Origin of the sequence: Pseudomonas sp. MF7453 (genome assembly GCF_016405455.1) — a bacterium.
Classification (GTDB): Bacteria; Pseudomonadota; Gammaproteobacteria; order Pseudomonadales; family Pseudomonadaceae; genus Aquipseudomonas; species Aquipseudomonas paralactis.
The window spans coordinates 244,751-267,634 of record NZ_JAEKCN010000003.1 but is presented as its reverse complement, the minus strand read 5'-3'; the positions used below and the strand labels follow the sequence as shown (position 1 = coordinate 267,634).

General features: G+C 60.4%; 22 protein-coding genes. 15 read left to right on the top strand and 7 right to left on the bottom strand.

Going from position 1 to position 22,884, the window contains the following annotated elements; all coding sequences use genetic code 11:
• Positions 1–80 precede the first annotated feature (80 nt).
• Both JFT63_RS07130 and JFT63_RS07125 read right to left on the bottom strand, forming a co-directional pair.
• Positions 81–368, bottom strand: coding sequence for a putative quinol monooxygenase (locus tag JFT63_RS07130; RefSeq protein ID WP_186563377.1), 288 nt, complete (start codon positions 366–368; stop codon positions 81–83).
• Positions 369–380: 12 nt separating this feature from the next.
• Positions 381–2,000: an FMN-binding glutamate synthase family protein gene (locus JFT63_RS07125; protein WP_005785200.1), complete on the bottom strand. Its 1,620-nt coding sequence runs from the start codon at positions 1,998–2,000 to the stop codon at positions 381–383.
• A gap of 257 nt (positions 2,001–2,257) precedes the next feature.
• Here JFT63_RS07125 and JFT63_RS07120 point away from each other — a divergent pair, with 257 nt between their 5' ends.
• Positions 2,258–2,530 (top strand): type B 50S ribosomal protein L31, encoded by a 273-nt coding sequence (locus JFT63_RS07120; RefSeq protein ID WP_057701430.1) that lies wholly within the window; start codon positions 2,258–2,260, stop codon positions 2,528–2,530.
• A 20-nt stretch (positions 2,531–2,550) separates the two neighbouring features.
• Here JFT63_RS07120 and JFT63_RS07115 read toward each other — a convergent pair whose 3' ends face one another.
• Genes JFT63_RS07115 through JFT63_RS07105 form a run of 3 tightly spaced genes read right to left on the bottom strand, consistent with a single transcriptional unit; the run spans position 2,551 to position 6,676 of the window.
• Positions 2,551–3,930: an ATP-binding protein gene (locus tag JFT63_RS07115; protein WP_198843663.1), complete on the bottom strand. Its 1,380-nt coding sequence runs from the start codon at positions 3,928–3,930 to the stop codon at positions 2,551–2,553.
• Positions 3,927–5,744, bottom strand: a complete 1,818-nt coding sequence (locus JFT63_RS07110; protein WP_186563373.1) for a DAHL domain-containing protein — start codon at positions 5,742–5,744, stop codon at positions 3,927–3,929. The genes JFT63_RS07115 and JFT63_RS07110 overlap by 4 nt, the downstream gene beginning before the upstream one ends.
• Positions 5,741–6,676 (bottom strand): cytochrome-c peroxidase, encoded by a 936-nt coding sequence (locus tag JFT63_RS07105; RefSeq protein ID WP_442963707.1) that lies wholly within the window; start codon positions 6,674–6,676, stop codon positions 5,741–5,743. The genes JFT63_RS07110 and JFT63_RS07105 overlap by 4 nt, the downstream gene beginning before the upstream one ends.
• A gap of 247 nt (positions 6,677–6,923) precedes the next feature.
• Here JFT63_RS07105 and JFT63_RS07100 point away from each other — a divergent pair, with 247 nt between their 5' ends.
• Genes JFT63_RS07100 through JFT63_RS07090 form a run of 3 tightly spaced genes read left to right on the top strand, consistent with a single transcriptional unit; the run spans position 6,924 to position 9,147 of the window.
• Positions 6,924–8,237, top strand: a complete 1,314-nt coding sequence (locus JFT63_RS07100; protein WP_186563369.1) for an HD domain-containing phosphohydrolase — start codon at positions 6,924–6,926, stop codon at positions 8,235–8,237.
• Positions 8,234–8,647 carry an NUDIX hydrolase gene (locus JFT63_RS07095; protein ID WP_057701426.1) on the top strand — a complete coding sequence of 138 codons (414 nt, stop codon included), beginning with the start codon at positions 8,234–8,236 and terminating at the stop codon, positions 8,645–8,647. The genes JFT63_RS07100 and JFT63_RS07095 overlap by 4 nt, the downstream gene beginning before the upstream one ends.
• Entirely contained in the window at positions 8,644–9,147 is a 504-nt protein-coding gene (locus JFT63_RS07090) for a GNAT family N-acetyltransferase (RefSeq protein WP_057701425.1), read from the top strand. The genes JFT63_RS07095 and JFT63_RS07090 overlap by 4 nt, the downstream gene beginning before the upstream one ends.
• A 406-nt stretch (positions 9,148–9,553) precedes the next feature.
• Here the strand turns inward: JFT63_RS07090 and metR are convergent, their stop codons facing one another.
• Complete coding sequence (metR, locus tag JFT63_RS07085; protein ID WP_057701424.1) at positions 9,554–10,471, bottom strand: transcriptional regulator MetR; 918 nt, start codon at positions 10,469–10,471, stop codon at positions 9,554–9,556.
• 182 nt (positions 10,472–10,653) lie between these two features.
• Between metR and JFT63_RS07080 the strand changes: the two genes are divergently transcribed.
• The 5 genes from JFT63_RS07080 to JFT63_RS07060 all read left to right on the top strand — a co-directional run bounded on the left by JFT63_RS07080 (position 10,654) and on the right by JFT63_RS07060 (position 14,300).
• On the top strand, positions 10,654–11,673 hold the full coding sequence (locus JFT63_RS07080) for an alpha/beta fold hydrolase (RefSeq protein WP_057701423.1): 1,020 nt from the start codon (positions 10,654–10,656) through the stop codon (positions 11,671–11,673).
• A gap of 54 nt (positions 11,674–11,727) precedes the next feature.
• Entirely contained in the window at positions 11,728–12,381 is a 654-nt protein-coding gene (locus JFT63_RS07075; protein ID WP_057701422.1) for a DsbA family oxidoreductase, read from the top strand.
• 220 nt (positions 12,382–12,601) lie between these two features.
• Positions 12,602–13,522, top strand: a complete 921-nt coding sequence (locus JFT63_RS07070; protein ID WP_198843661.1) for an arginase family protein — start codon at positions 12,602–12,604, stop codon at positions 13,520–13,522.
• Complete coding sequence (locus JFT63_RS07065) at positions 13,519–13,899, top strand: EamA family transporter (protein ID WP_057701420.1); 381 nt, start codon at positions 13,519–13,521, stop codon at positions 13,897–13,899. Before JFT63_RS07070 ends, JFT63_RS07065 begins: the two co-directional genes overlap by 4 nt.
• Entirely contained in the window at positions 13,896–14,300 is a 405-nt protein-coding gene (locus JFT63_RS07060; RefSeq protein WP_057701419.1) for an EamA family transporter, read from the top strand. The genes JFT63_RS07065 and JFT63_RS07060 overlap by 4 nt, the downstream gene beginning before the upstream one ends.
• Before the next feature lie 155 nt (positions 14,301–14,455).
• On the opposite strand, the gene JFT63_RS07055 is transcribed toward JFT63_RS07060, so the two are convergent.
• On the bottom strand, positions 14,456–15,226 hold the full coding sequence (locus JFT63_RS07055; protein WP_057701418.1) for a MipA/OmpV family protein: 771 nt from the start codon (positions 15,224–15,226) through the stop codon (positions 14,456–14,458).
• A 240-nt stretch (positions 15,227–15,466) separates the two neighbouring features.
• Here JFT63_RS07055 and JFT63_RS07050 point away from each other — a divergent pair, with 240 nt between their 5' ends.
• The 6 genes from JFT63_RS07050 to JFT63_RS07025 all read left to right on the top strand — a co-directional run bounded on the left by JFT63_RS07050 (position 15,467) and on the right by JFT63_RS07025 (position 22,829).
• Entirely contained in the window at positions 15,467–16,171 is a 705-nt protein-coding gene (locus tag JFT63_RS07050; RefSeq protein WP_057701417.1) for an MtnX-like HAD-IB family phosphatase, read from the top strand.
• Positions 16,164–17,558 (top strand): aspartate aminotransferase family protein, encoded by a 1,395-nt coding sequence (locus JFT63_RS07045; protein ID WP_057701416.1) that lies wholly within the window; start codon positions 16,164–16,166, stop codon positions 17,556–17,558. The genes JFT63_RS07050 and JFT63_RS07045 overlap by 8 nt, the downstream gene beginning before the upstream one ends.
• The gene (locus JFT63_RS07040) at positions 17,555–18,403 is read left to right on the top strand and encodes an alpha/beta hydrolase (protein ID WP_057701415.1); all 849 of its coding nucleotides are present in this window, start codon (positions 17,555–17,557) and stop codon (positions 18,401–18,403) included. Before JFT63_RS07045 ends, JFT63_RS07040 begins: the two co-directional genes overlap by 4 nt.
• A 136-nt stretch (positions 18,404–18,539) precedes the next feature.
• Positions 18,540–19,664, top strand: coding sequence for a GNAT family N-acetyltransferase (locus JFT63_RS07035; RefSeq protein ID WP_198843660.1), 1,125 nt, complete (start codon positions 18,540–18,542; stop codon positions 19,662–19,664).
• Complete coding sequence (locus JFT63_RS07030) at positions 19,664–21,442, top strand: sensor histidine kinase (protein WP_198843659.1); 1,779 nt, start codon at positions 19,664–19,666, stop codon at positions 21,440–21,442. The genes JFT63_RS07035 and JFT63_RS07030 overlap by 1 nt, the downstream gene beginning before the upstream one ends.
• Positions 21,432–22,829, top strand: a complete 1,398-nt coding sequence (locus tag JFT63_RS07025; RefSeq protein ID WP_186559814.1) for a sigma-54-dependent transcriptional regulator — start codon at positions 21,432–21,434, stop codon at positions 22,827–22,829. The genes JFT63_RS07030 and JFT63_RS07025 overlap by 11 nt, the downstream gene beginning before the upstream one ends.
• The last annotated feature ends 55 nt before the right edge of the window (positions 22,830–22,884 follow it).

Below are 22,884 nucleotides of genomic sequence, written 5' to 3'. Positions count from 1 at the left end.
GTCAGAATTGACAGTCAGGGGCTGTTTTCAGATAGATGGGGCGCCTGTTCGGGCATCCTGGGTTCGTACCGGAACAGGGCTTATCCAAAAGCGTCCATCAACAATATCCTGCACGGCTTGGCCTGATACGCATTGATCTGCGGCACCAGCCGTTTGAAGTGCTCGGTCTGGCAGTGCGCATCCAGTGCTGCCTGATCGGGCCATTGTTCGATAAAAATAAAATGGCCCGGGTCTTTTTGATCGACAAACAGATCGTAGGCCATGCACAGCGGTTCCTGGCGGGTTTTTTCCACCAGTTCGGCGTACCACGGGCGCACGGTTTCCAGGTGCTCGGGCTTGATAAAGTCTTCAGCGATGACTTTCAACATGGCAGGCGTCCGTCAGGCTGCAGCGGTTTCGTGGGGCTCAAAACTGTCCGCCCGCGCCATCTGCCACATGCGCGAATAGAACTCGCCGTTCACGTCTCCGGTGAGCAATTCGCCGGGTTTCAAGAACACATGCAACTGCGAAAACAGTTTGATCTCGGTGGCCGACATGCGTCGCACCAAGTGCTTGGCCGACAACTGCGACGGATGATCGAGCCCGGCGGCGGCGAGCATTTCGGCCAGGGCGTGCAGCGTGTTGCGGTGGAAGTTGAACACACGCTGGGCCTTGTCCGGCACCACCAGAGCCCGTTGGCGCAGTGGGTCTTGTGTCGCTACGCCAGTCGGGCATTTGTTGGTGTGGCATGACTGGGACTGGATGCAGCCAATGGCGAACATGAAGCCGCGCGCCGAGTTGGCCCAGTCGGCGCCGATGGCCAGGACGCTGGCAATATCGAACGCGCTGACAATCTTGCCGCTGGCGCCGAGTTTGATTTTGTCGCGCAGGTTCAGGCCCACCAGGGTGTTGTGCACAAACAGCAAACCCTCACGCAGCGGCACGCCAATATGGTCGGTGAACTCCACGGGGGCTGCGCCGGTGCCACCTTCCTTGCCGTCCACCACGATAAAGTCGGGGAGGATGCCGGTTTCGAGCATGGCCTTGGCGATGCCCATAAATTCCCATGGGTGGCCCAGGCAGAACTTGAAGCCCACTGGTTTGCCGCCGGACAGTTCACGCAACTGGGCGATGAACTGCATCAGCTCAATGGGCGTGGAAAACGCACTGTGACGCGACGGCGAGATGCAGTCTTCACCCATCATGATGCCGCGGGTGTCGGCGATCTCCTGGGTGACCTTATGCTTGGGCAGGATCCCGCCATGGCCCGGCTTGGCGCCCTGGCTCATCTTGATTTCAATCATGCGTACTTGCGGGTTCTGCGCCTGCGCGGCAAAGCGTTCCGGGTCGAAACGACCGTCGCTGGTGCGGCAGCCGAAGTAGCCGCTGCCCAGTTCCCAGGTCAGGTCGCCACCGTTTTCGCGGTGATAGGGGCTGATGCTGCCTTCACCGGTGTCGTGGGCAAAGTTGCCGAGCTTGGCGCCCTGGTTGAGGGCGCGAATCGCGTTGGCGCTCAACGAGCCGAAGCTCATCGCCGAGATGTTGAACACCGACGCCGAGTAGGGTTGCGTGCACTGCGGGCCGCCGACCATCACGCGAAAGGCGCTGGGGTCGCTCAACGGTGCCGGGCGCATGGAGTGGCCGATAAATTCGAAGCCCGACTGGTATACGTCGATCAAGGTGCCGAAGGGCTTGTCTGCGGTTTCGTTCTTGGCACGCGAGTACACCAGCGAGCGCTGGGCCCGGGAGAAGGGCAGGGCGTCGCTGTCGGATTCGAGCAGGTATTGGCGGATTTCCGGGCGAATGCCTTCCACCAGGTAACGGATATTGCCCAGGATCGGGTAGTTGCGGCGCACGGCGTGGGGGCTTTGCAGCAGGTCGAAAATGCCGATCAGGCTGAGGATGCCGGTGACCAGGGTGATGGGCCACAGCCATTCATGTTCGATAAAGGGCAGGCTGGCGAGGGTGAAAATGACGCACACAGCAAAGAAGGCGTAGCGGCTTAACAAGGACAGGCTCATACGGTTTCCTTGGGTTCGGACTCTTCAGGTCGATCACCCATTCTGCGCCTCTGAGGAAACCATAGACAACCTGTGGGAATAATCAGTTTGACCTCATCACTGGGACAGACTGGCCCGCAATAGACGACTGGCGACCTGCTGGGACCTCTCGGAGGAGAACGGATCGGCCTGTAGTTATTGCAATCTGTTCTCGTTTGGCTGCATTATTAGTGTTACTGTATAACGCATGTATTGCACTCAAACGCCCCGGAGGCCTCATGAAAGCTGGTATCCATCCCGACTACCGCACCGTACTGTTCCACGACACCGCCGCTGACGTGTATTTCCTTATCGGCTCCACTGCCGACAGCGACCGCACCCACACACACAGTGACGGCAACACCTATCCCTATATCCCGTTGGACGTGTCCAGCGCATCGCACCCGGTGTACACCGGCCAGCAGCGCAAGACCCAGGCCGAAGGCCGCATCGCCGGCTTCAACAAGCGCTTTGCATCGTTTGGGTCGAACCCGAAAAAAGTCGAGGCATGAGGATGATTCGGCGGCGTGCCCTACGCCGCCGTCTGACGAATTGGCAACACCACGCGAAATGTCGTGCCCCTGCCCAGTTCGCTGCTGACGCAAATGTCCCCGCCGTGTTTCTTGACGATGCCGTAAGACAGTGACAACCCCAGCCCGGTCCCTTCGCCCACCGGCTTGGTGGTAAAGAACGGATCGAAAATCTTCGGTACGCTTTCAGGGGCAATCCCGCAGCCGTCATCGGCCACTTCCAGCCAGATATTCTCGCCTTCCACGCCATTGCTGATGGTGATGGTGCCGCGCTGGGGCCCCATGGCCTGGGCCGCATTGATCACCAGGTTCATCACGACTTGATTGAGTTGCGAGGCCAGGCATTCAATGTCCGGCAGGGGCGTGTAGTGCTTGACCACGTCGGCCTTGTACTTGAGTTCGCTGGCGACGATATTCAGGGTCGAGTCGATGCCTTGCTGCAGATTAGCCAACTGCCAGGTCTGGTCGTTGTCCACCCGTGAGAAGTTCTTCAGGTCTTTGACGATCTGCACCACGCGGCCAATGCCTTCCTGGGATTCGCGGATCAGGATCGGTATGTCTTCCTTGAGAAAGTCCAGTTCCAGGTCGGTGCGCAATACCTTCAGCAGATCGCGCTGTTCTGGCGCCGCGAGGTGTTCCTCACTGCGTTGATAGGCATCGAGCATTTGCTGCAGCTGCTTGAAGTAGCTATCGAGGGTGCTGAGGTTGGAGGAAATAAAACCCACCGGATTGTTGATTTCATGGGCGACGCCAGCGGCGAGCTGCCCAAGGGAGGCGAGCTTTTCCGACTGCACCAGTTGGCTTTCCAGGTGCTTGCGCTCGTTGATTTCCAATTGCAGCGCCTGGGTGCGTTGTTCCACCAGTTGTTCCAGGTGTGAGGTTTGCAGGGACGCACGCCGGGCCATGTCCCATTTATTGGCCAGGGTATTGGCCATTTGCTGCACTTCAATATTGTCGAACGGCTTTTTCAGGATCAGCAAGCGGTCATGGGCCTGCAGGCGAAACAGCAGGTCTTCCCAGGAGTAATCCGAGTACGCGGTGCACACCACCACTTGCAACTCGGGCGCGACCTTCCATAACGCTTCGATCGTTTTCGCACCGTCCCAGCCCTGGGGCATGCGCATGTCAACGAATGCCAGCGCATACGGACGCTGTTGCGCCATGGCGCTGGTGAGCAAGCCCAGACCCTCTTCGCCGCCATAAGCCGAATGCAGTTCGAACGCCTGGGCCTGAGGCTTGGCCGCTTCGCCAAACAGCGCCGACTCCATGTCATCCAGCGCCTGGCTGGACACAGCCTCCGGCATCAGGATCTTGCGGAAATCCTCATGAATGGACGGTGTGTCGTCGATCAGCAGGATGCGCCGGTTGGGAGGTTGGTTCATGAGCGGCTTCCGGCAAGAGTCAGGGGGATGGTCAAGGTGAATACCGCGCCCAGGCCTGGCCCGTCGCTGTGAGCGCTGAGCTGGCCGTTCATTTCCACCGCGGCGAGGGCGCAGCTGTGCAGGCCGAAGCCATGGCCTTCTTTACGCGTGGTAAAACCGTGGGTGAAGATCCGTGTCATGTTTTCAGGCGGTATGCCTTCGCCATCGTCTTTCACGCTGATCTTCAAAGTGTCCTCGCCCACCGGTTCGACCGCGAGGGTGATTTGCCGTGGCCGATCAGACAGTTTGTCCATGGCGTACTTGGCGTTGCTGATCAGGTTGACCATGATCAGCAGCAGGCGGTGCTTGTCGCCGAGGATCTGCGGGACCTGTGCGTACTCCTTGATCACCGTGACGTGGTGGCGGCTCAGCGAGCCGGCGTTCATGCGCAGGGCGTCATCCATCAAAGCGCCAATATCGATAGGCTCCAGCAACGTGGCGGCGCCGGCATAGGATTGCTGGGTCGAGACGATGTCTTTGATGTGATCGATGCTTTTACTCAGTTGCGCCAGCTCATCGCTCATGCCCTGTTGCTCCACGGCGATCGCTTCCACCAGTTGGTTGAGGTAACCCGGCAGCAATTTGCCTTTTTCATCTTCGGTGAGAAAGGTGCCCAGGTCGCTCTGGTGTGCGTTGATCAATTGCATCGCTTTGCCCAGGCCCAGGGCTTTGCTGCCGCGCAGTTTGCGGCTGACCAGCTCGGCAGAAATATTCACGCTGTTGAGCACGTTGCCGACGTTGTGCAGCACGTTGGTGGCGATCTCCGCCATGCCTGCCTGGCGGGCGCTGTCGAGCAGTTCGCTCTGGGCGTCCTTGAGTTGTTGGGTGCGCCGTTCCACCCGTTGCTCCAGGGTTTCGTTGGCCGATTGCAAGGCGCGATTGACGCGGTTGATCTCGGCAAAACTGCGCAGCAGGCGCACTGCCAGGTACAGCAACAGCACCACCAGCAGCGTCGAGAAGACCAACAGGTAGCGATGATATTGATGGTCAACCAGGTCCGAAGTCTGTTGGTCCTGGTTGAGGTGAGTGGTCAAGTCGTCGAGCCGCTCGGCCACCGGCACGGCGGCGATGCGTTCGAGCAGGCTGTTGACCAGCGGCTGTTCGCGCAGGATCAGCGAAATATGGTTGCTGAGGATATCCACCGGCGCCTGGAATTCACTGGGCAGGCTCTGTTTGTTGATCGCCAGTTTGCCCAGGCCCACCAGAATATCGGCGGCGCGTTCGTCGCTGGTGACCTGAGCAAACTCCAGGCTGCTGAGCAGCAGGTCGTAGGTGTCGGTGGCCACGTCTTGCAGTTGCAGCCGGCCTTGATCGTCAATCTGGTTGAATTGGGCCTGGATGTCGTCTTCGGCGGTCGGTAAAAACGCCAGTGAGTTGCGCAACACAGCGTTGTGAGACTTGAACTGATCCACCAGGCGGGCTTTTTCCTGGATGGCGCTCATATACGCCGCCTCGTTGGCCTGCCAACCCGCCAGGTCGGCAGGGTTGTGGTAGGTGTCGCGGCTTTGCAGTTCAGACCAGATACGGGTCATGTCCGAGAGGGGGGTGACCAGCGGATCGTAATTGTGGGTGATCGCGATCCGGGCCTTGAGCACTTCGCTGTCCCATTGAGCATTGAGCTGCTGGAGCTGGCGGATCAGGTCTCGCGACTGGGTATAAGTGGCCGTCTGGTCGCGGGAAGACTTGAGGTATAGAAATACCAGGGTGGAGGCCAGGAACAGGGTCATGACACCCAGGAGTATCTGGCCGGCACGGCGGCGCGAAAGTCGTCTCATAGCGGCTTGCCCGCCCATTCGCCGGTCAGGGTCTTGAGAAACTGAATAATCAGATCTTTGTCTTCCTCGGACGGCGTACGCCCCAACTGGTACTTGAACATCACGTCAACCGCGTCTTCCAGGGTCTTGGCCGAGGCGTCGTGGAAGTAGGGCGCAGTGACGGCCACATTGCGCAGGCTGGGCACCTTGAACACGTGGCGGTCCTCTTCATCGCCGGTCAGCAGGTAGCGGCCCAGGTTCGATTCGACCGGGTTGCCGCGTGCCTTGAAGTAATCGCCCATCACGCCGAACTTCTGGAACATATTGCCGCCGATATTCACGCCCTGGTGGCAGGCGATACAGCCATAGTCCTTGAAACGCTGGTAGCCGTATTTTTCCTTGGTCGTCAGGATCTCGGTGTTGCCCAGCAGATACTGGTCGAACCGCGAGTTGGGCGTGAGTAGCGTGCGCTCGTAGGTCGCCAGCGCGTCCTGCACATTGGCGGCGCTGACGCCATCGGGATACAGCTGTGCAAATGCGCGCTGGTATTCGGGGTGGGCTGACAGGTTGTGCACCACGGTTTTCCAGTCGCTGCCCATTTCCACCGGGCTGATCACCACGTGCTCGATCTGCGCTTGAAGGGTGTCGACCCGGCCATCCCAGAACTGTTTGAAGTTCAGGCTGGCGTTGAACACGGTGGGCGTATTAAGTGGCACCGGCTTGCCGTCGAAGCCAAGGGAGAAGGGCTTGTTGTCGGCGCCGCCGGTTTCCAGGTGATGGCAGCTGGCGCAGGACAGCGTGTTGTTGACCGACAACCGCGGCTCGTTGAACAGCCGGCGGCCCAGCTCAACTTTGGCCGGGTCCTGTGCCGCAACCGCGGGCAATGGCTTGAGTGCTTCATTCAGCGGGGCGGCGCTCGGTGGAGTGCCGATGTTCATGCACAACGCCAACATCAAGCCGAACCGGGTAGTTAAAACCTTGCTCAAGCGAGCACTCCTTGCAGGCCCTGGGCTATTCATCGGGTACCAGTGTTGCGCAATCGAAGGTGTCCGGCACAGCGATTTGCGTGCTTTTCAACCTGCTGCAAAGCATAGTTGAGTTCCCTTGATATCGACGGCCAGTTGGCGTCAAATCAACATCGCGTATGTTTGCAGGGGTTCAGTTGAGCCAAGCTTCGTTCAATTTGAAGGCAGAGTCACCATGGATGAACAACTCGCTACGAAGTCTGCCGTTTTGCTGGTCGACGATGAGGAATCGATCCTCAACAGCCTGCGCCGTCTGTTGCGCGGCCAGCCTTATGAGGTTTTATTGGCCACCAGCGGTGCTCAGGCGCTGGAGGTTCTCGCCAGTCGGCCTATCGACCTGGTGATGAGCGATGCGCGTATGCCCGGTATGGACGGGGCCACGCTCCTGGCGCAGGTTCACCGCCTGTATCCCGCCACCGGCCGCATCCTGCTCACCGGTTACGCAGACCATGACACCATCATCAAGGCCATCAACGACGGGCAGATCCACCGCTACATCAGCAAACCCTGGAATGACGCAGAGCTGATACTGGTGCTGCAGCAGTGCCTCGAACACCAGCGGCTCCAACGCCTGACCCACCAGCAGAACGAGCAGCTCAAAGCGCTCAACGCCACCCTGGAAAAACGCGTGACCGCGCGCACCGCCGAGTTGCAGCAGACCGCCGACATGCTCGACCTGGCCTACGATGAGCTCAAGCGCAGCTACGTGACCGGCACTGAAGTGTTTTCGCTGTTGGCCAACCTGCGCTTGCCCAAGAACAAGCAAACCAACCGTGCGTTGATCGAGCTGATCCGCGTGTGCTGCGCCGCCCAGTCTTTGGATGAAGCCAGCACCCGCGACCTGACCATGGCCGCCGCGCTGTACAACATCGGCAAGCTGAGCTGGAGCGACAGCATGATGGTGTCGCCGGCAGACAAACTGCACAGCACTGACCGCGCGCAGTATCGCGAGTACCCGACGCAAAGCGAATCACTGTTGATGACCCTGGAACCGATGAAGGATGCAGCGCGGATCATTCGTCATCATCAGGAGCGGTGGGACGGCTCGGGGTTTCCCGATCACCTCAAGGGCGAGACCATTCCCGCAGGTTCGCGGTTGTTGAAGCTGGCGGTGGATTTCATCGAGTTGCAAAAGGGCTTGATCCTGGAGCGGCACCTGAACAGCGACGAAGCGCTGTTGTACATTCGCAAATATGCCGGGCGCTTGTATGACCCGGCGCTGGTGGAAGACTTTGTACTGGCCTGCGCGACCTTCCTCAGCGACGTGACCCTGGGCGACCCGACGGTCAAAGTCCTCACCACCCGCGAACTTGAAGCCGGGATGGTGTTGGCACGCAACCTCAATGCCGACAACGGCATGTTGCTGCTCAACGCCGGCAAGGTGCTGAACCTGCCGCTGGTAGACAAGCTGATTGCCTTCGAAGCCATGGAGGGTGCCAAATACAGCATATTCATCAAACAACCGGACGAGACCTCGATTCCTTCATGAGCCATTCAACTATCCGCATCGCCGCCGCCGTTTTGATCGACAAAGACGGCCAAACCTTGCTGGTGCGCAAGCGCGGCACCCGGGCCTTCATGCAACCTGGCGGCAAGATCGATGCTGACGAAACCCCGCTCCAGGCGTTGGCCCGTGAGCTGCACGAAGAGCTGAACCTGCACATTAATCCGCAAGAGGCCGTGTATCTCGGCCAATTCTCGAGCCGGGCGGCCAATGAGCCGGGTTTTATGGTGCAGGCCGATATGTACCAGTTGCATATCGACGTGGCGGTAAAACCGGCGGCCGAAATTGAAGAAATATGCTGGATCGACCCCATGGGCGACGGCGGCCTGGAGTTGGCGCCGCTGACGCGTGAGTACATCCTGCCGCATTACCGCGCTTCCTTGCGCAGCGCATGATTCGCCCATTGCAGGCTGGCGATGCCCAAGCGTATCGGGCATTGATGCTTGAGGCTTATGGCGCGTATCCCCAGGCATTTACCTCCAGTGTTGCCGAGCGTGCCGCGATGCCATTGAGCTGGTGGGAAAAGCGTGTGAGCAGCGCCCTGGATCGCCTGCTTGGGGCATTCGAGGGTGATCAACTGGCGGGTATCGTCGGCCTGGCGTTCGAGCCGCGGGAGAAGGCGTGGCACAAGGCGACCTTGTTCGGTATGTACGTGAGCGCGGCTTATCAACAACGTGGATTGGGCCGGCAATTGGTAGAGGCTGCGCTGGAGCAGGCTCGTGGGCAGCCGCGGTTGAAGCTGATCCAACTGACTGTTACCGCCGGGAATGACGCGGCGTTGGCGCTTTATCAGCGTTGCGGTTTTATTCAGTACGGGTTGGAGCCGTTGGCGGTGCGGGTAGGTGAGGAGTATTTCGACAAGATCCACATGTGGCGTGAGTTAAAAGATCAGTGATATCCAATGTGGGAGGGGGCTTGCTCCCGATGGCGGCCTGAAAGCCGACGACGATCTCACTGATGCCACACGATTCAAATGTGGGAGGGGGCTTGCCCCCGATGGCGGCCTCAGGGTTGGTTGGGATGCTGGACTTTGATCGAGTACATATCCGTTATTTGGGTCACGGCTGCTATTGGTTCCGCTTTTACAGCGGCTCACTTTTGAAAAGCCGGAATGCCGGCCCAGACAAAAGTAAGCAAAACGCTCTTGCCCCACCACTCGGCACCTCGCTTAGGCTCGGTGTGCCCTCACTTCGGCCAGCGTGGTTTGACGGGGCGCTTAAAATCAAAAGCAGATCAAAGCAGATCAAGAGCAAGAGCGGCTCGCTTCGCATCGTGGTTAGCGTTGGTGGCTATGCAGTCGCTTAACGCACGGCACTCACTCCATCCAGGGTGGAAAATGAGGTGTCCTTGGCTGTCAGCAAGAAGTCGCGCATGTACGGTGCATCCAGCATGTCGGCCCGAATGCCTGCGTACAGCGTGGCGAACAGGCCTTTTTCGCCCAACCGCTTGGCCTTCACGTACCCGCGTGAACTGTACTCATGCAGTGCCCAATGGGGCATACCGCAGACGCCTCGGCCGCTGGCCACCAGTTGCATCATCATCACCGTCAGTTCCGAGGTGCGCACCTGGGCGGGTTCCACGTCGGCCGGTTCCAGGAAGCGGGTGAAGATGTCCAGGCGGTCACGTTCCACCGGATAGGTGATCAGGGTTTCTGTCAGCAGGTCTTCGGGCACGATGTATGACTTGTTCGCCAGCGCGTGCTGGTTGGCCACGGCCAACATGGCTTCGTAGGTGAACAACGGTACGTAGGTGATGCCCGGCAGTTCCAGCGGGTCGGAGGTCACCACCAGGTCCAGGTCGCCGCGGGCCAGGGCTGGCAATGGCGCGAAGGCAAAGCCGGAGGCCAGGTCGAGCTCGACTTCCGGCCAGGCATCGCGGAACTGGTCGATAGTGGGCATCAGCCACTGGAAACAGCTATGGCATTCGATAGCCATGTGCAGGCGCCCGGCGGTGCCGCCGGCCAGCCGCGCGATATCGCGTTCGGCGCCACGCAGCAAGGGCAGGGTGGCGTCCGCCAGTTGCAGCAGGCGCAGGCCGGCGCTGGTAAAGCGCACGGGCTTGGTCTTGCGGGCGAACAACGGCATGCCCAAGCGCTCTTCCAGCTCCTTGAATTGATGGGAGAGTGCGGACTGGGTCAGGTGCAGGCGCTCGGCGGCCTCCACCAGGCTGTCGGCTTCACGCAGGGCGTGCAGGGTCTTGAGATGACGGATTTCGAGCACGGGCGCACCATGAGAACAATTTGCAAGAATATTGAATGACGTGAGTTTGTCTCATGTTTAAAGGCGTGTCGACCATGACCGCCTGGCACTCTTCATCAAACTGTCATCGAACTGTGGCAGCGCGCTTGAACAAACTTCATCAGACTCGCGCTCTACTGGGGTTCTGCGTTTCGGTGTTTTTCATGCGCGTGTTGCTTTTATTGGCCGCTCTGTTGTTCGGCCTGCCGTCTTTTGCGGCGTCTCGATGTGATGTCAATGTCCCGACCCAAACGGTCGACCTGGAAAAGGTGAGCATCGCCTACCAGAGTATCGGGCGTGCGTCGGACCCTGCCTTGCTGCTGGTGATGGGGCTGGGTGGGCAGTTGATCCATTGGCCGGATGAAGTGGTGGTCGCCCTGTGCGAGCAAGGGTTTCGGGTGATCCGCTACGACAACCGAGACGTCGGCCTGTCGACCTGGCGTCAGGCGCCGGCCAGTGCCAACCTGACCTTCGAAGTGCTGCGCTACAAGCTCGGCCTGCCGGTGGCGGCGCCCTATACGTTGACCGACATGGCCGACGACGCGCTGGGCTTGATGGATGCGTTGCAGGTGCAGCAATTTCATGTTCTCGGCGCGAGCATGGGCGGCATGATCGCCCAGCACATGGCGGCCATGGCGCCGCAACGGGTCGAGAGCCTGACTCTGATCATGACCAGCTCCGGCGCCGAGGGCCTGCCCGCTCCGAACGCGGCTCTGGTGCAATTGCTGTCGCGGCGCAGCGCGCCCAATCGCGAAGTGGCCCTGGAGCAGCAAGCCGATTTGCTCGCAGCGCTGGGCAGCCCGAACGTAAAGGATGATCGTCAGGCATTGCTGCACCAGGCGGCGCAGTCCTACGACCGCGCCTTCAACCCCGAAGGCGTCAAGCGCCAGATCATGGCGATCCTCGCCGAGCCCAGCCGTGTACCGTTGCTCAACCAACTGCGCGTGCCGACCCTGGTTGTGCACGGCACGGCTGATCCGTTGCTGCCGGTGATGCACGGTGTGCACCTGGCCGCGCATATCCAGGGCAGCCAGCTGAAATTGATCCCGGGTCTGGCCCACCGTTTTCAGGAGGCGTTCAAGGCGCCGCTGCTGGCGGCGGTGCTGCCGTACCTGCAAGCCCATCGCCAGGATACGGCGCACTGGGCGCAGATTGACCAGGGCGCGCCGTCGAAGCTGCTGTAGAGGTGGTGTATCGTGTAGCTTTGCGGCGCACTAATGCCAGCGAGGTTGCCTACCATGAGTACTCCCCTGAAAATCGATTTCGTCAGCGACGTGTCTTGCCCCTGGTGCATCATCGGCCTGCGCGGCCTGACCGAAGCCCTCGACCAGCTTGGCGCCGAGGTGCAGGCCGAGATTCATTTCCAGCCGTTCGAGCTGAACCCGAACATGCCCGCCATCGGGCAGAACATCGTCGAGCACATCACCGAAAAATACGGCTCCACCGCCGAAGAATCCCAGGCCAATCGGGCGCGTATCCGCGACATGGGCGCAGCGCTGGGCTTTGCCTTTCGCACCGACGGCCAGAGCCGCATTTACAACACCTTCGATGCGCACCGCCTGTTGCATTGGGCCGGGCTGGAGGGCTTGCAGTACAACCTCAAGGAAGCCCTGTTCAAGGCGTACTTCAGCGATGGCCAGGACCCGTCCGATCATGCGACGCTGGCGATCATTGCCGAAAGCGTCGGTCTGGACTTGAAACGCGCCGCCCAGATTCTCGCCTCCGATGAATACGCCGCCGAAGTTCGCGAGCAGGAAAAGCTGTGGATCACCCGCGGAGTGACCTCGGTGCCGACCATCGTGTTCAACGACCAGTACGCGGTCAGCGGCGGTCAGCCGGCTGAAGCCTTTGTGGGCGCGATTCGCCAGATCATTGCCGACGCGCGATCCTGACGCCGCTCTAATGTGGGAGCTGGCTTGCCTGCGATAGCGGTGGGTCAGTCGGCACCTGTTTAACCGTGGCACCGCCATCGCAGGCAAGCCAGCTCCCACACTTGATACTCATTGTTTTCAAAAACGGCGCTCATCCAAACGCTGGCCCATCCCTTGCATTAACCCCCTAAAGCCCAGCCGGCCTGCGGTTGGGCGCTGCCATTAGGGGTGAAACACTACCTTGAACATACTTGACCTCGACCACAGCCTCACCGGCCAGGCGCCCATTGCCCGGCGGTTGGCCAGCGGCCGGGCCACGCGTCTGGACCTGCTCGACCTGGGGCCGAAACTGCGCCTGTGGTCCACTGAAAAAACCTGGAAACGTTTCACCGAGCGCCTGGCCCAACGGCCTAGGCCCAGGGATGCGCGCCCGGAAATCCTGTTTGTCGGCTCCGGCGACTACCACCACCTCACGCCGGCCTTTTTGGCTGACCTTAAGGAGCCTGTCAGCCTGATCCACTTCGACAACCACCCCGACTGGGTGCGCTTTGCACCCAGGCGCCACTGTGGTTCGTGGGTCAACCGTGCACTGAAGATGCCGGCGATCAAACGTATCGTCACCCTCGGCCCGTGCAGCGATGACCTGCATAACCCGCAATTGCGTGGCGGCAACCTTGGGGCACTCAAGCGCGGGCAATTGCAGCTGTTTCCGTGGCAGCACCCGCCGTCCAAGGTCTGGGGCCGGGTCGGCGATGGGGCGGGCCACCAGCAGCAGGAAAACCACCTGCACTGGCGCAACCTCGCTGAGCTGGATTGGGCGAAATTTCTCGACCAGATGATCGCCAGCCTGCCCACCGAGGCGATCTGGATCACCATCGACAAGGATGTGCTGGCCAGTGAAGACGCCGCCACCAACTGGGACCAGGGCGGTATGCGCCTGACCCATCTACTCCAGGCCCTGCGGGCGTTGGCGGCGCATAAACGCATCATTGGTATCGACGTGTGCGGTGAGTTCGCCACGCCGGTGTTCAGCAACGCGTTCAAGCGCTGGGAAGCCAAGTCCGACCAGCCGCCACCGCAGCGCTGGAGCGCGCAAGACTTGCAGCGCAATGTCGCGACCAATGAAGCCCTGATCAACCTGTTTGAGGAGCTGTTCCCGTGACCCTGACCGTGGTGTTGTTGCTGGCGTTTTCCATTGTCCTCGATGTGATTGGCCAGCTGTGTTTCAAACTCGGTGTGGACCGCTTACCGCAACTCGATGGCGGGTTCAGCCTGCGCGCCTTTTGGGGCCAGGTGTTCAATGCGCCGCTGCTCTGGGCGGGCGTCGGCGCCTATGTCGTCGAGTTTTTCGTCTGGCTGGAAGCCTTGTCCCGCGCGCCATTGAGCCTGCTGTTCCCGCTGGCGGCATTGGCCTATTGCCTGGTGGTTCTGGCGGGCAGGGTGGTGCTCAAGGAAAGGGTCAGCCCAAGGCGTTGGCTGGGCACGCTGGTGATTACCCTGGGTGTGATGTTGGTAGCGATTGCGGGGAGCCAGGCATGACGACGCAAACAGTCGATAGCGGTTGGTTACATGGGCGTCTGGGCACCCTGGTGTTGTGGGCACTGTTGATCGCCACCGAAAGCGCCGGGCAATTGTTTACCAAGGTGGCCGGTGATCAATTGGGGCAGATGGATTTTACCTGGCAGTGGCTGGCCGACGTGGCGCGTAACCCGGGGATACTGGCCGCCATTGCCAGTTATCTGGGGGCGTTTTTTGTGTGGATGCTGATCCTGCGGCGCAGCAGTTTGTCTTTGGCGTTTCCGCTGAGTTCACTGGTGTTTGTGGCTGTGCTGGCGGGGTCGTGGTTGGGGCTGGGCGAGCACATCAGCCTGCTGCACTGGGTGGGGGTGGGGGTGATTATCGGTGGTATCGCGCTGTTGGCTGAGGGCGAAGAACACTGAAAATTTTGCTGCCAAGCACAGGCAAAATGTGGGAGGGGGCTTGCCCCCGATGGCGGCGGGTCAGTCAATCAATCAGTTGGCTGACACCCTGTTATCGGGGGCAAGCCCCCTCCCACATTTGGATCTGCTGACTTAAGGCAGAACTGCGTCGGGTTCTAATCGAAGGTGTAGCTGATCGCCGTCTGCACCTGCCCCTGGTTCACGTCACCAGCCTGTTTGACGATGCTGCTCCGGGCCGCCGAGCCCACCAAATGCACCCAGCTTGCACTGGTCAACAGCGACCAATGGGGCGCCAGAGGAAAGGCGAAGCTCTGGCTCAGCGTCACATTCTGGAAGCCACCGCTGGCGTTGTAGGGCCGAAACCCGGTGGCGGCGGCTTCGTTGTTATCCACGCCAAAGAAGGTATTGGCTTGGCGCGCATCGGCAAAATGCGCCACCAGGCCACTGCTGCCGATAATCCCGCCGCCTAGCGGGTAGCCCAGTTCGCCGCCGATTTTACCCAGGGTGCCGCTCTGGGAGTGCCCACCGCCCACCGCCTGGCCCAGTTGCGCGTAGACCCGCCAGAAATTGGCCGGGGCGTACTGGATAAAACCACCGACCTCAGCCATGTCCGACACATTGCGCAAGCCCTGCAACTCGCCGTTGGAGGTGCGCCCCGACAGGTAGTTGATATAGGGGCCGGCGGTGATGCCGTGGGTGTTCAGCGCGCTCCAGGTCAGGCCGTCGTCGGTGCTCAGGCTGACGTCGCCCCAATCCAGGTCCAGGTAAGGCACGGGCCGGGTTTCGTAGCGGCTGCCGGTGGGGTCATGGGGCTGATAGCTCAAGCCCGCGCCCACGTCGCCGCTGATGCCGTCTGCCCAGACGGCGCTGGAGCAGCCCCACAGGCCGAGCAAGCCTGCGAATACGGCAGAAGTGATGTTGGTCATGGCGTACGTTCCTGAGGTGGACAGGCGCGCATGAACGCGCAAACCCTCGCGCCTGTGCAAGCACTCATGTTGTTTGTAGCAAGCTACAAAAATTGTAGCTTGCGCCACACAAATCCCCTGGCGTATCCCGCCAAACCCCCAGCCCCACTGGGTTCTGTCCAGTTGGCACAGTCCCTGCTCTATCCCTTGGCAAGCGCATACAGCGCACTCTCCCAGGCCCTTTACCTAAAGGAAAGGCAGATGATCCACTGGCATATCGTGTGTGACTTCGATGGGACCATTACCCCCACGGATGTCATCGACAACGTCCTCCAACGCTTCGCCGGCCCCGAGTGGGAAACCATTGAACAGCAATGGCTGGACGGGCATATCGGTTCACGCGAATGCCTGAGCCGCCAACTGGCGCTGATCAAGGCCACCCCAAGTGAATTGCTGGCGTATTTCGACAGCGTCGAGATCGACCCGGACTTTCCGGATTTCGTCGATCACGTCATGGACCTGGGCGCGACCATTGAGGTGGTCAGCGACGGCATCGAGCAGGGTATCGCGCGCATCCTGTCGCGCAATTACGTGACCTTGTTGCCGATCCTCGCCAACCGCCTGCGCCAGGTCGATCAGAACAGCTGGCGTATCGACTTCCCTTACGCCAGCGATGCTTGCCGCGCCGCTTCCGGCAACTGCAAGTGCAAATCCACCCCGCGCAACAAGCGCGTGCTGGTGATCGGCGACGGCAAGTCCGACATGTGCGTGGCTTCCACCGCCGACTTTGTATTCGCCAAGGGCAGCCTCGCCGAGTACTGCGTCGCCAACCACATTCCTCACGCGCGCTTCGACACCTTTGCGCAAGTGACCGCACTGCTGGCCAAGCTGCCTCAAGGCATCGCTGCCAACGCCACCACCTTCAACACCTCTTCTGACAATCAGGAACTCTTCCATCATGTCTGATATCCGTATCGCTACCGCCGAAGACCAGATTCTTCTGGATAAAGAAGCCAAGTATTGCTCCTACGGCGACACCGTTCATTACATCGAGCCGCCGCGCATTTTCAGCCGTTGCGAAGGCTCCTATGTGTGGGACACCGAAGACCAGGCCTACCTCGACCTGCAAATGTGGTACTCGGCCGTCAACTTCGGCTACGCCAACCCGCGTCTGAACAATGCGCTGAAGCAACAGATCGACACCCTGCCGCAGATCGCCAGCCAGTACCTGCACAAAGGCAAGATCGAGCTGTCGGAAATGATCGCGGTCGACGCCAAGAAAAAATTCGGTCTCGACGGTCGCGTGCACTTCAACGTCGGCGGCTCGCAGTCCATTGAGGACTCCCTCAAGGTGGTGCGCAACGCCAGCAACGGCAAAAGCCTGATGTTCGCCTTCGAAGGCGGCTACCACGGCCGCACCCTCGGCGCCTCGTCGATCACCTCCAGCTTTCGCTATCGTCGTCGCTACGGCCACTTTGGTGAACGCGCCAATTTCATCCCATTCCCTTACCACTTCCGTGGCCCGAAGGGCATGACCAAGGAAGAGTACGGCAGCCATTGCGTGCAGCAGTTCGCGCGCTTGTTCGAGACCGAATACAACGGCGTGTGGGACCCTAAAACCAACCAGTGCGAATACGCGGCCTTCTACGTCGAGCCGATCCAGGGCACCGGCGGCTACGTGATCCCGCCGATGAACTTCTACCGCGAACTCAAGCACGTCCTGGATCAGCACGGCATCCTGATGGTGTCCGATGAAATCCAGATGGGCTTCTACCGCACCGGTAAACTCTGGTCGATCGAGCACTTCGATGTGCAGCCGGACGTGATCGTGTTCGGCAAGGCCCTGACCAATGGCCTCAACCCGTTGGGCGGTATCTGGGCCCGTGAAGAGTTGATCAACCCGAAGGTGTTCCCGCCAGGTTCGACGCACTCCACCTTCGCCTCCAACCCGCTGGGCACTGCCGTGGGCCTGGAAATGTTCAAGATGACCAGCGAAGTCGATTACGGCGCGATGGTCATGGCCAAGGGCAAGTTCTTTTTGGAAGGCTTGCAGGACCTGCAAAAACGCTTCCCGATCATCGGCGATGTCGACGGCCTGGGCCTGGCGCTGCGCTGCGAAATCTGCGGCCCGGATGGCTTCACCCCCGACAAGGCGACCCTGGATTACATGGTCGAGGAAGGCATGAAAGGCGACATGGTGGTGGACGGCCAGAAACTCGGCCTGATCCTCGACGTGGGCGGTTACTACAAGAACGTCATCACCCTGGCACCGTCCCTGGAAATCAGCTACCCGGAAATCGAACTGGGGCTCAAGCTGCTTGAGCAACTGTTGGTGCGAGCGACTAATCGGTGAATGCGCAAGGGATCGACCTCGGTGAAGGTACTGCCGGTTTCGTTCTCGGTGATGGTCCGGTCGGGATCCTGTTGATCCACGGCCTGACCGGCACACCGACCGAGTTGCGCCAGGTCGCCAAGGGCTTGGCCAAGGCAGGTAATTGCACCGTGTATGTGCCCACGTTGGCCGGGCACTGCGGTGATAACAGCGACCTGCAGGCCACCGGCTGGCGTGACTGGTACGAAGGTGTGCGCAAGACCTTCGTGCAGGTCAAGCAACGCCACGGGCAGGTGTTTGTCGGCGGTTTGTCCATGGGCGCGGTGATGTCCATGTACGTGGCCGCCGAACACCCGGGCCAGGTCGCCGGGCTGCTGATGTATTCCACCACCTTGAAGTACGACGGCTGGAGCATCAACAAGCTGGCGTTCCTCACGCCGCTGCTGATGAAGATTCCATTCGGTGTGCACATTTGCAGCTTCGAAGAGAAACCGCCCTACGGCATCAAGAACGAGCGCTTGCGGGCCATCGTCGAGCGGCAGATGAAGGAAGGCGAAAGCAGCGAGGCCGGTTTGCTGACGATGGAGGGCATTACCGTGCGCGAATTGCACCGCATGAACGCGGTGGTCAAAAAGCGTATGCCCGACATCAAGGTGCCGGCGCTGGTGCTGCATTCCATTGAGGATGACATCACCAGCCGCTGGAACGCCGACTACGTGGAACGCCACCTCGGCGGGCCGGTGACCAAGATTTTGCTGGATAACTGCTACCACATGATCACGGTCGATTTGCAGTACCGACGGGTGATCGAGTTGAGTGCCGAGTTTGTCGAGCAGCATTCGGTGCAACTCAATCGTGTTGCGTGATGAGTTACTTGTAGGAGCGAGCTTGCTCGCGAAGGTCGTTAACGATAACGCGTACTACCAGTTTGAACGCGGTGTCTGTTCGGTTTTCGCGAGCAAGCTCGCTCCTACAGTAGGGCGGCGTTGATAAGGAAAAACTGTGATAACTACCCAAGCCTTCCCGACCATCCGGGCGATCCAGCGTGATGCCTGGAATGACTGTTTTCCCGGTGCCCTGGAGGATTGGGACTATTACCTGGCCGTGGAAAACGCTGCGATTGATGATTTTCAGTGGCGCTACCTGGCAGTCTACGAAGATGAAACGCTGGTGGCCGTGGCTGCTGCGTTCATCACCCACTATCGCCTCGACACCACGGTGTCGGGGGCCGGCAAGCGTTTGACCGAGCGCCTGAATCGCCTGTGGCCGCAGGCTTTGCAATTGGCGCTGTACGCCCTGGGTTCGCCGGTGGCTGAGCGCTGTGATGCGGGCGTCGCCAGCCATATCCCCAAGGCCCGTCGCGCAGTGTTGTTGCAGCAGTTACTGGCCGCTGCGCGGCGTGATGCCGATCACTTCGGTATCGGCCTGGTGGCGGTCAAGGACGCGCCGACCAACGACCCGCATTGGGCCGACAGTTGCCGCGCGGCCGGCTTTCAGACCATGCCGAGCTTGCCGACCGGGGTGTTGCCGTTGCCCTATGGGTCGGTGGATGCGTACCTGGGCTCGCTGGGCAAATCCACGCGCAAGGACCTGCGCCGCAAACTGCGGGCGCCCGGGCCGCGCATCGAGTGGCGGCACAACGTCGATGATGTGCTGCCCGAGATCATGCGCCTGTATGAGGCCACGCTTGCACGCGCGGATTTACAGTTCGAGCGTTTGCCTGCCGGTTACTTCACCGGCGTGCTCGAACACCTTCACGAGCGGGCGGTCTGTGTTCTTTACTGGGTGGACGAACGCCTGGTGGCGTTCAACCTGATCCTGCTGGATGAGCAGCGGCTGGTGGACAAGTTCTTTGGTCACGACATCGAGTTCAGCCGTGAGTACAACCTGTACTTTCGCAGTTGGCTGACCAATGTCGACTATTGTATTGAACACAATATCCCGGTGTACGAGTGCGGCCAGGCCGGGTATGCCAGTAAACTGCGGCTGGGGTGCGAGTTCGAGGGCAACAGCCTGTTCTTCCGCCATCGCAACCGGCTGGTCAACAGCCTGCTCAAACTTGTAAAACTGTTTATTCGACCGGATCGTTCCGACCCTGCCATGGCTGCTGCGATAAGCGAAACCTGATGATCACCAAGACCCGCCAGAAAGCTCGCCCCTTTGCCATTTCGCGTTGGAGCGTCCAGCGCAAGCTGGTGCTGGCGTTCTGGCTGGTCAGCGTGATTCCAACCATGATTGCCGCTGAGCTGGCGGCCACTACGCTGTCGCAGATTTTCGACAGTAACGTGCGCATCTGGCTGCAAGAGTCGACCAAGATCGTCAAGGATGAGATCGGTGACATCCTTCATGACAACGCGCGCATGGCCAAGCTGTTCCTGCGCTATACCAGCCCGCCGTCGTCCAAAAATGCCGAGAAGCATGACCGGCTCACCGCCGACATTGCCGATGCCACCGATATCGATGTAGTCGCGCTGATTCGCACCAGCGACCGTAAAGTGGTGTTCAGCACGGCCTCCGATGACATCGTCAGGCAGATCAACCTGACCAGCAACGCCGTGCTGCAGACTGTGCAAGTCGCTGGGGTGAGCACGGGGCTGGTGGTGTCGACCTTCGAGACCAGCCGCGATGGCGTTGACTACCTGTTGTTGGTGGCGACCTACCTGGACAGCAGTTTCCTGACCAGCGTAGCCGATGTGCACTCCCTGGACCTGCGTTTGTACCTGGCCAACCCGGCGGGTTTTTCCGAGATATTTTCCACCCAGCGTTTCGAGAATCACCCTTCGCGCATTCCGAAAAATGTCGAGGCTGCGCTGCGCAGCACCAAGCAGCCCAGCGAGCAATTCACCAACCAGTACAGCGGTTTGTATTGGCCGATCTTCAATGATGCCGGTGAACTGCAGGGCGTGATATTCAGCGGCCTGTTGCGTCATACCAGCCTGGTCGGGCTGGTGAATCAGAGCAACCTGTTCGTGCTGATCTTCCTGGTCAGCTCGGCGCTGTCCCTGGCGGCCGGGTTGCTGGTGTCGCGACGCCTGACCAAGCCCCTGCGCGATTTGTCCCAGGGAGTGGATGCGGTGATCTCGGGCAGTTATGCGCACCGCGTGGTGGTCAGTGGCGGCGATGAACTGGCGCAACTGAGCAGCACCTTCAACCACATGACCGAGCGCCTGGGCGAACTGCACCACCTCGAAGCCCAACTGCGCCGACGTGATCGCCTGCATGCCCTGGGTGAGGTCGCCATGGGCCTGGCCCACGAAATCCGCAACCCGCTGGGCATCATCAAGACTGCCACCCAACTGTTGCATCGGCGTGCCGACCTGGCAGACACCGATAAGCGTCACCTGGAATACGTCATCAGCGAGGTCAGCCGCATCAACGAACTGATTACCGAGTTCCTCGATTTCGCCAAGCCCAACCCACCGATTCGCGTGCTGCAACCGGCACGCGCCCTGGTGGAAGAAATCCTCGGTTTCTGCGGCCCGGAGCTGAGCACCCATACTATCGATGCACAGATTGACGATCAGGCGCCCGACGCCACGATCTACGCCGACGCCAAGCAGCTCAAGCAGGCTTGCCTGAACTTGATACTCAACGCCATCGACGCGATGCCCGAAGGCGGGCGCCTGACGCTGGGCATTCGCAGCGTGGACGACAACACGGTGATCAGCATCGCCGACACGGGCCAGGGGATCCCGGCGGATATGGTCGAGCGTATCTTCACGCCGTTTGTCACCACCAAGGCCTCAGGCACCGGGTTGGGCCTGGCCAAAGTCTATTCGATCATGGAAAGTCACGACGGCAGCATCGAATGCGCCAGTGAGAAAGATGCCGGCGCCACCTTCAGCCTGTACATTCCGGCTAACGGTGAAGACGACGGCGAGGATGAGGACGGGCATGACGCATAACGTATTGGTGGTCGACGACGAGCCCAAGCTCTGTGATCTGTTGACCCAGGCCCTGAGCCAGAACGGTATTGAGGTGTTCAGCGCGGGCAACGGCCTGCATGCGCTCAAGGTGCTGGGCGAGGAGGACATCGACCTGGTGATCAGCGACTGGCGTATGCCGGGCATGGACGGGCCGGCGCTGTTGGCCGAGATCAAGGTGCGCTATCCGCATGTGCCGGTGATCGTGATGACCGCCTACAGCACAGTCAAAAATGCCGTGCAATCGATGCGCAACGGCGCCTATGACTACATCGCCAAGCCGTTTGATATCGACGAGCTGGACATCACGGTAGCCAAGGCCCTGCAATTTCGCGACATCATGCGCGATAACGCGCGGATGCGCGCCGAGCTGGACGAACACGCGCAGTTCGACAGCCTGGTGGGCGACAGCCCGGCGTTTCGCCAGGTGCTGCAAGCCGTGGACTCGGTGCGTGACAGCAGCGCGACCATCCTGCTGACCGGCGAAAGCGGCACCGGCAAGGAAATGGTCGCCCGCGCCATTCACAAGCATGGCAGCCGCGCCGACAAACCCTTTGTGGCCGTCAACTGTGCGGCGATTCCCGAAGGCTTGCTGGAAAGCGAGATGTTCGGCCATCGCAAAGGCGCTTTCACCGGGGCCGTGGCCGACCGGGTAGGGCGCTTCATGCAGGCCGACAAAGGCACGTTGTTCCTCGATGAGGTGGGGGATATGCCCCTGGCGTTGCAGGCCAAGATTTTGCGCGCCTTGCAGGAGCGGGTGATCGAGCCGGTGGGGGACCCACGCGAGCGCAAGGTGGACGTGCGGGTGATTGCCGCCACCAACAAGAACCTGCTGGATGCGGTGGCGAATAAAGAGTTTCGCGAAGACCTGTACTACCGCCTCAACGTCTTCCCGATTCCATTGCCGGCTCTGCGCGAGCGCGTGGAAGACATTGCGCCCCTGGCCCGGCATTTCGCCCAGACCTTGAGTGCCACCGCGGGCAAACGCATTACCGGTTTCAGCCCCGAGGCGTTGCAGGCGATGGCGGCGTATCACTGGCCGGGCAATATCCGCGAGCTGCAAAACTGTGTGGAGCGCGCGACCATCGTGGCGGCGTCGCCGGTGATCGAGGATATAGATTTGCCGGGGTATCTGTTTGCTTCGAAACCAAGCGAGGGCGATGTGACGGCGATCCTCAGCGACGGCCCGGGCGTGCCGCAGGATCTGGATGCGGCGCTGGCCGAGGTGGAGAAAGCCTACATTCTGGCGGCGTTGCAGGAGAGCAATGGGGTGCAGGCTGCGGCGGCGCAGCGCATCGGGATTTCCGAACGCAGTTTCTGGTATCGCCTGAAAAAACTGGGCATTCAGGTAGACAAAATAGTCCGCTGACACGCTGTGATTAAACATGTTGTAGGAGCGAGCTTGCTCGCGAAAAACGTCAACG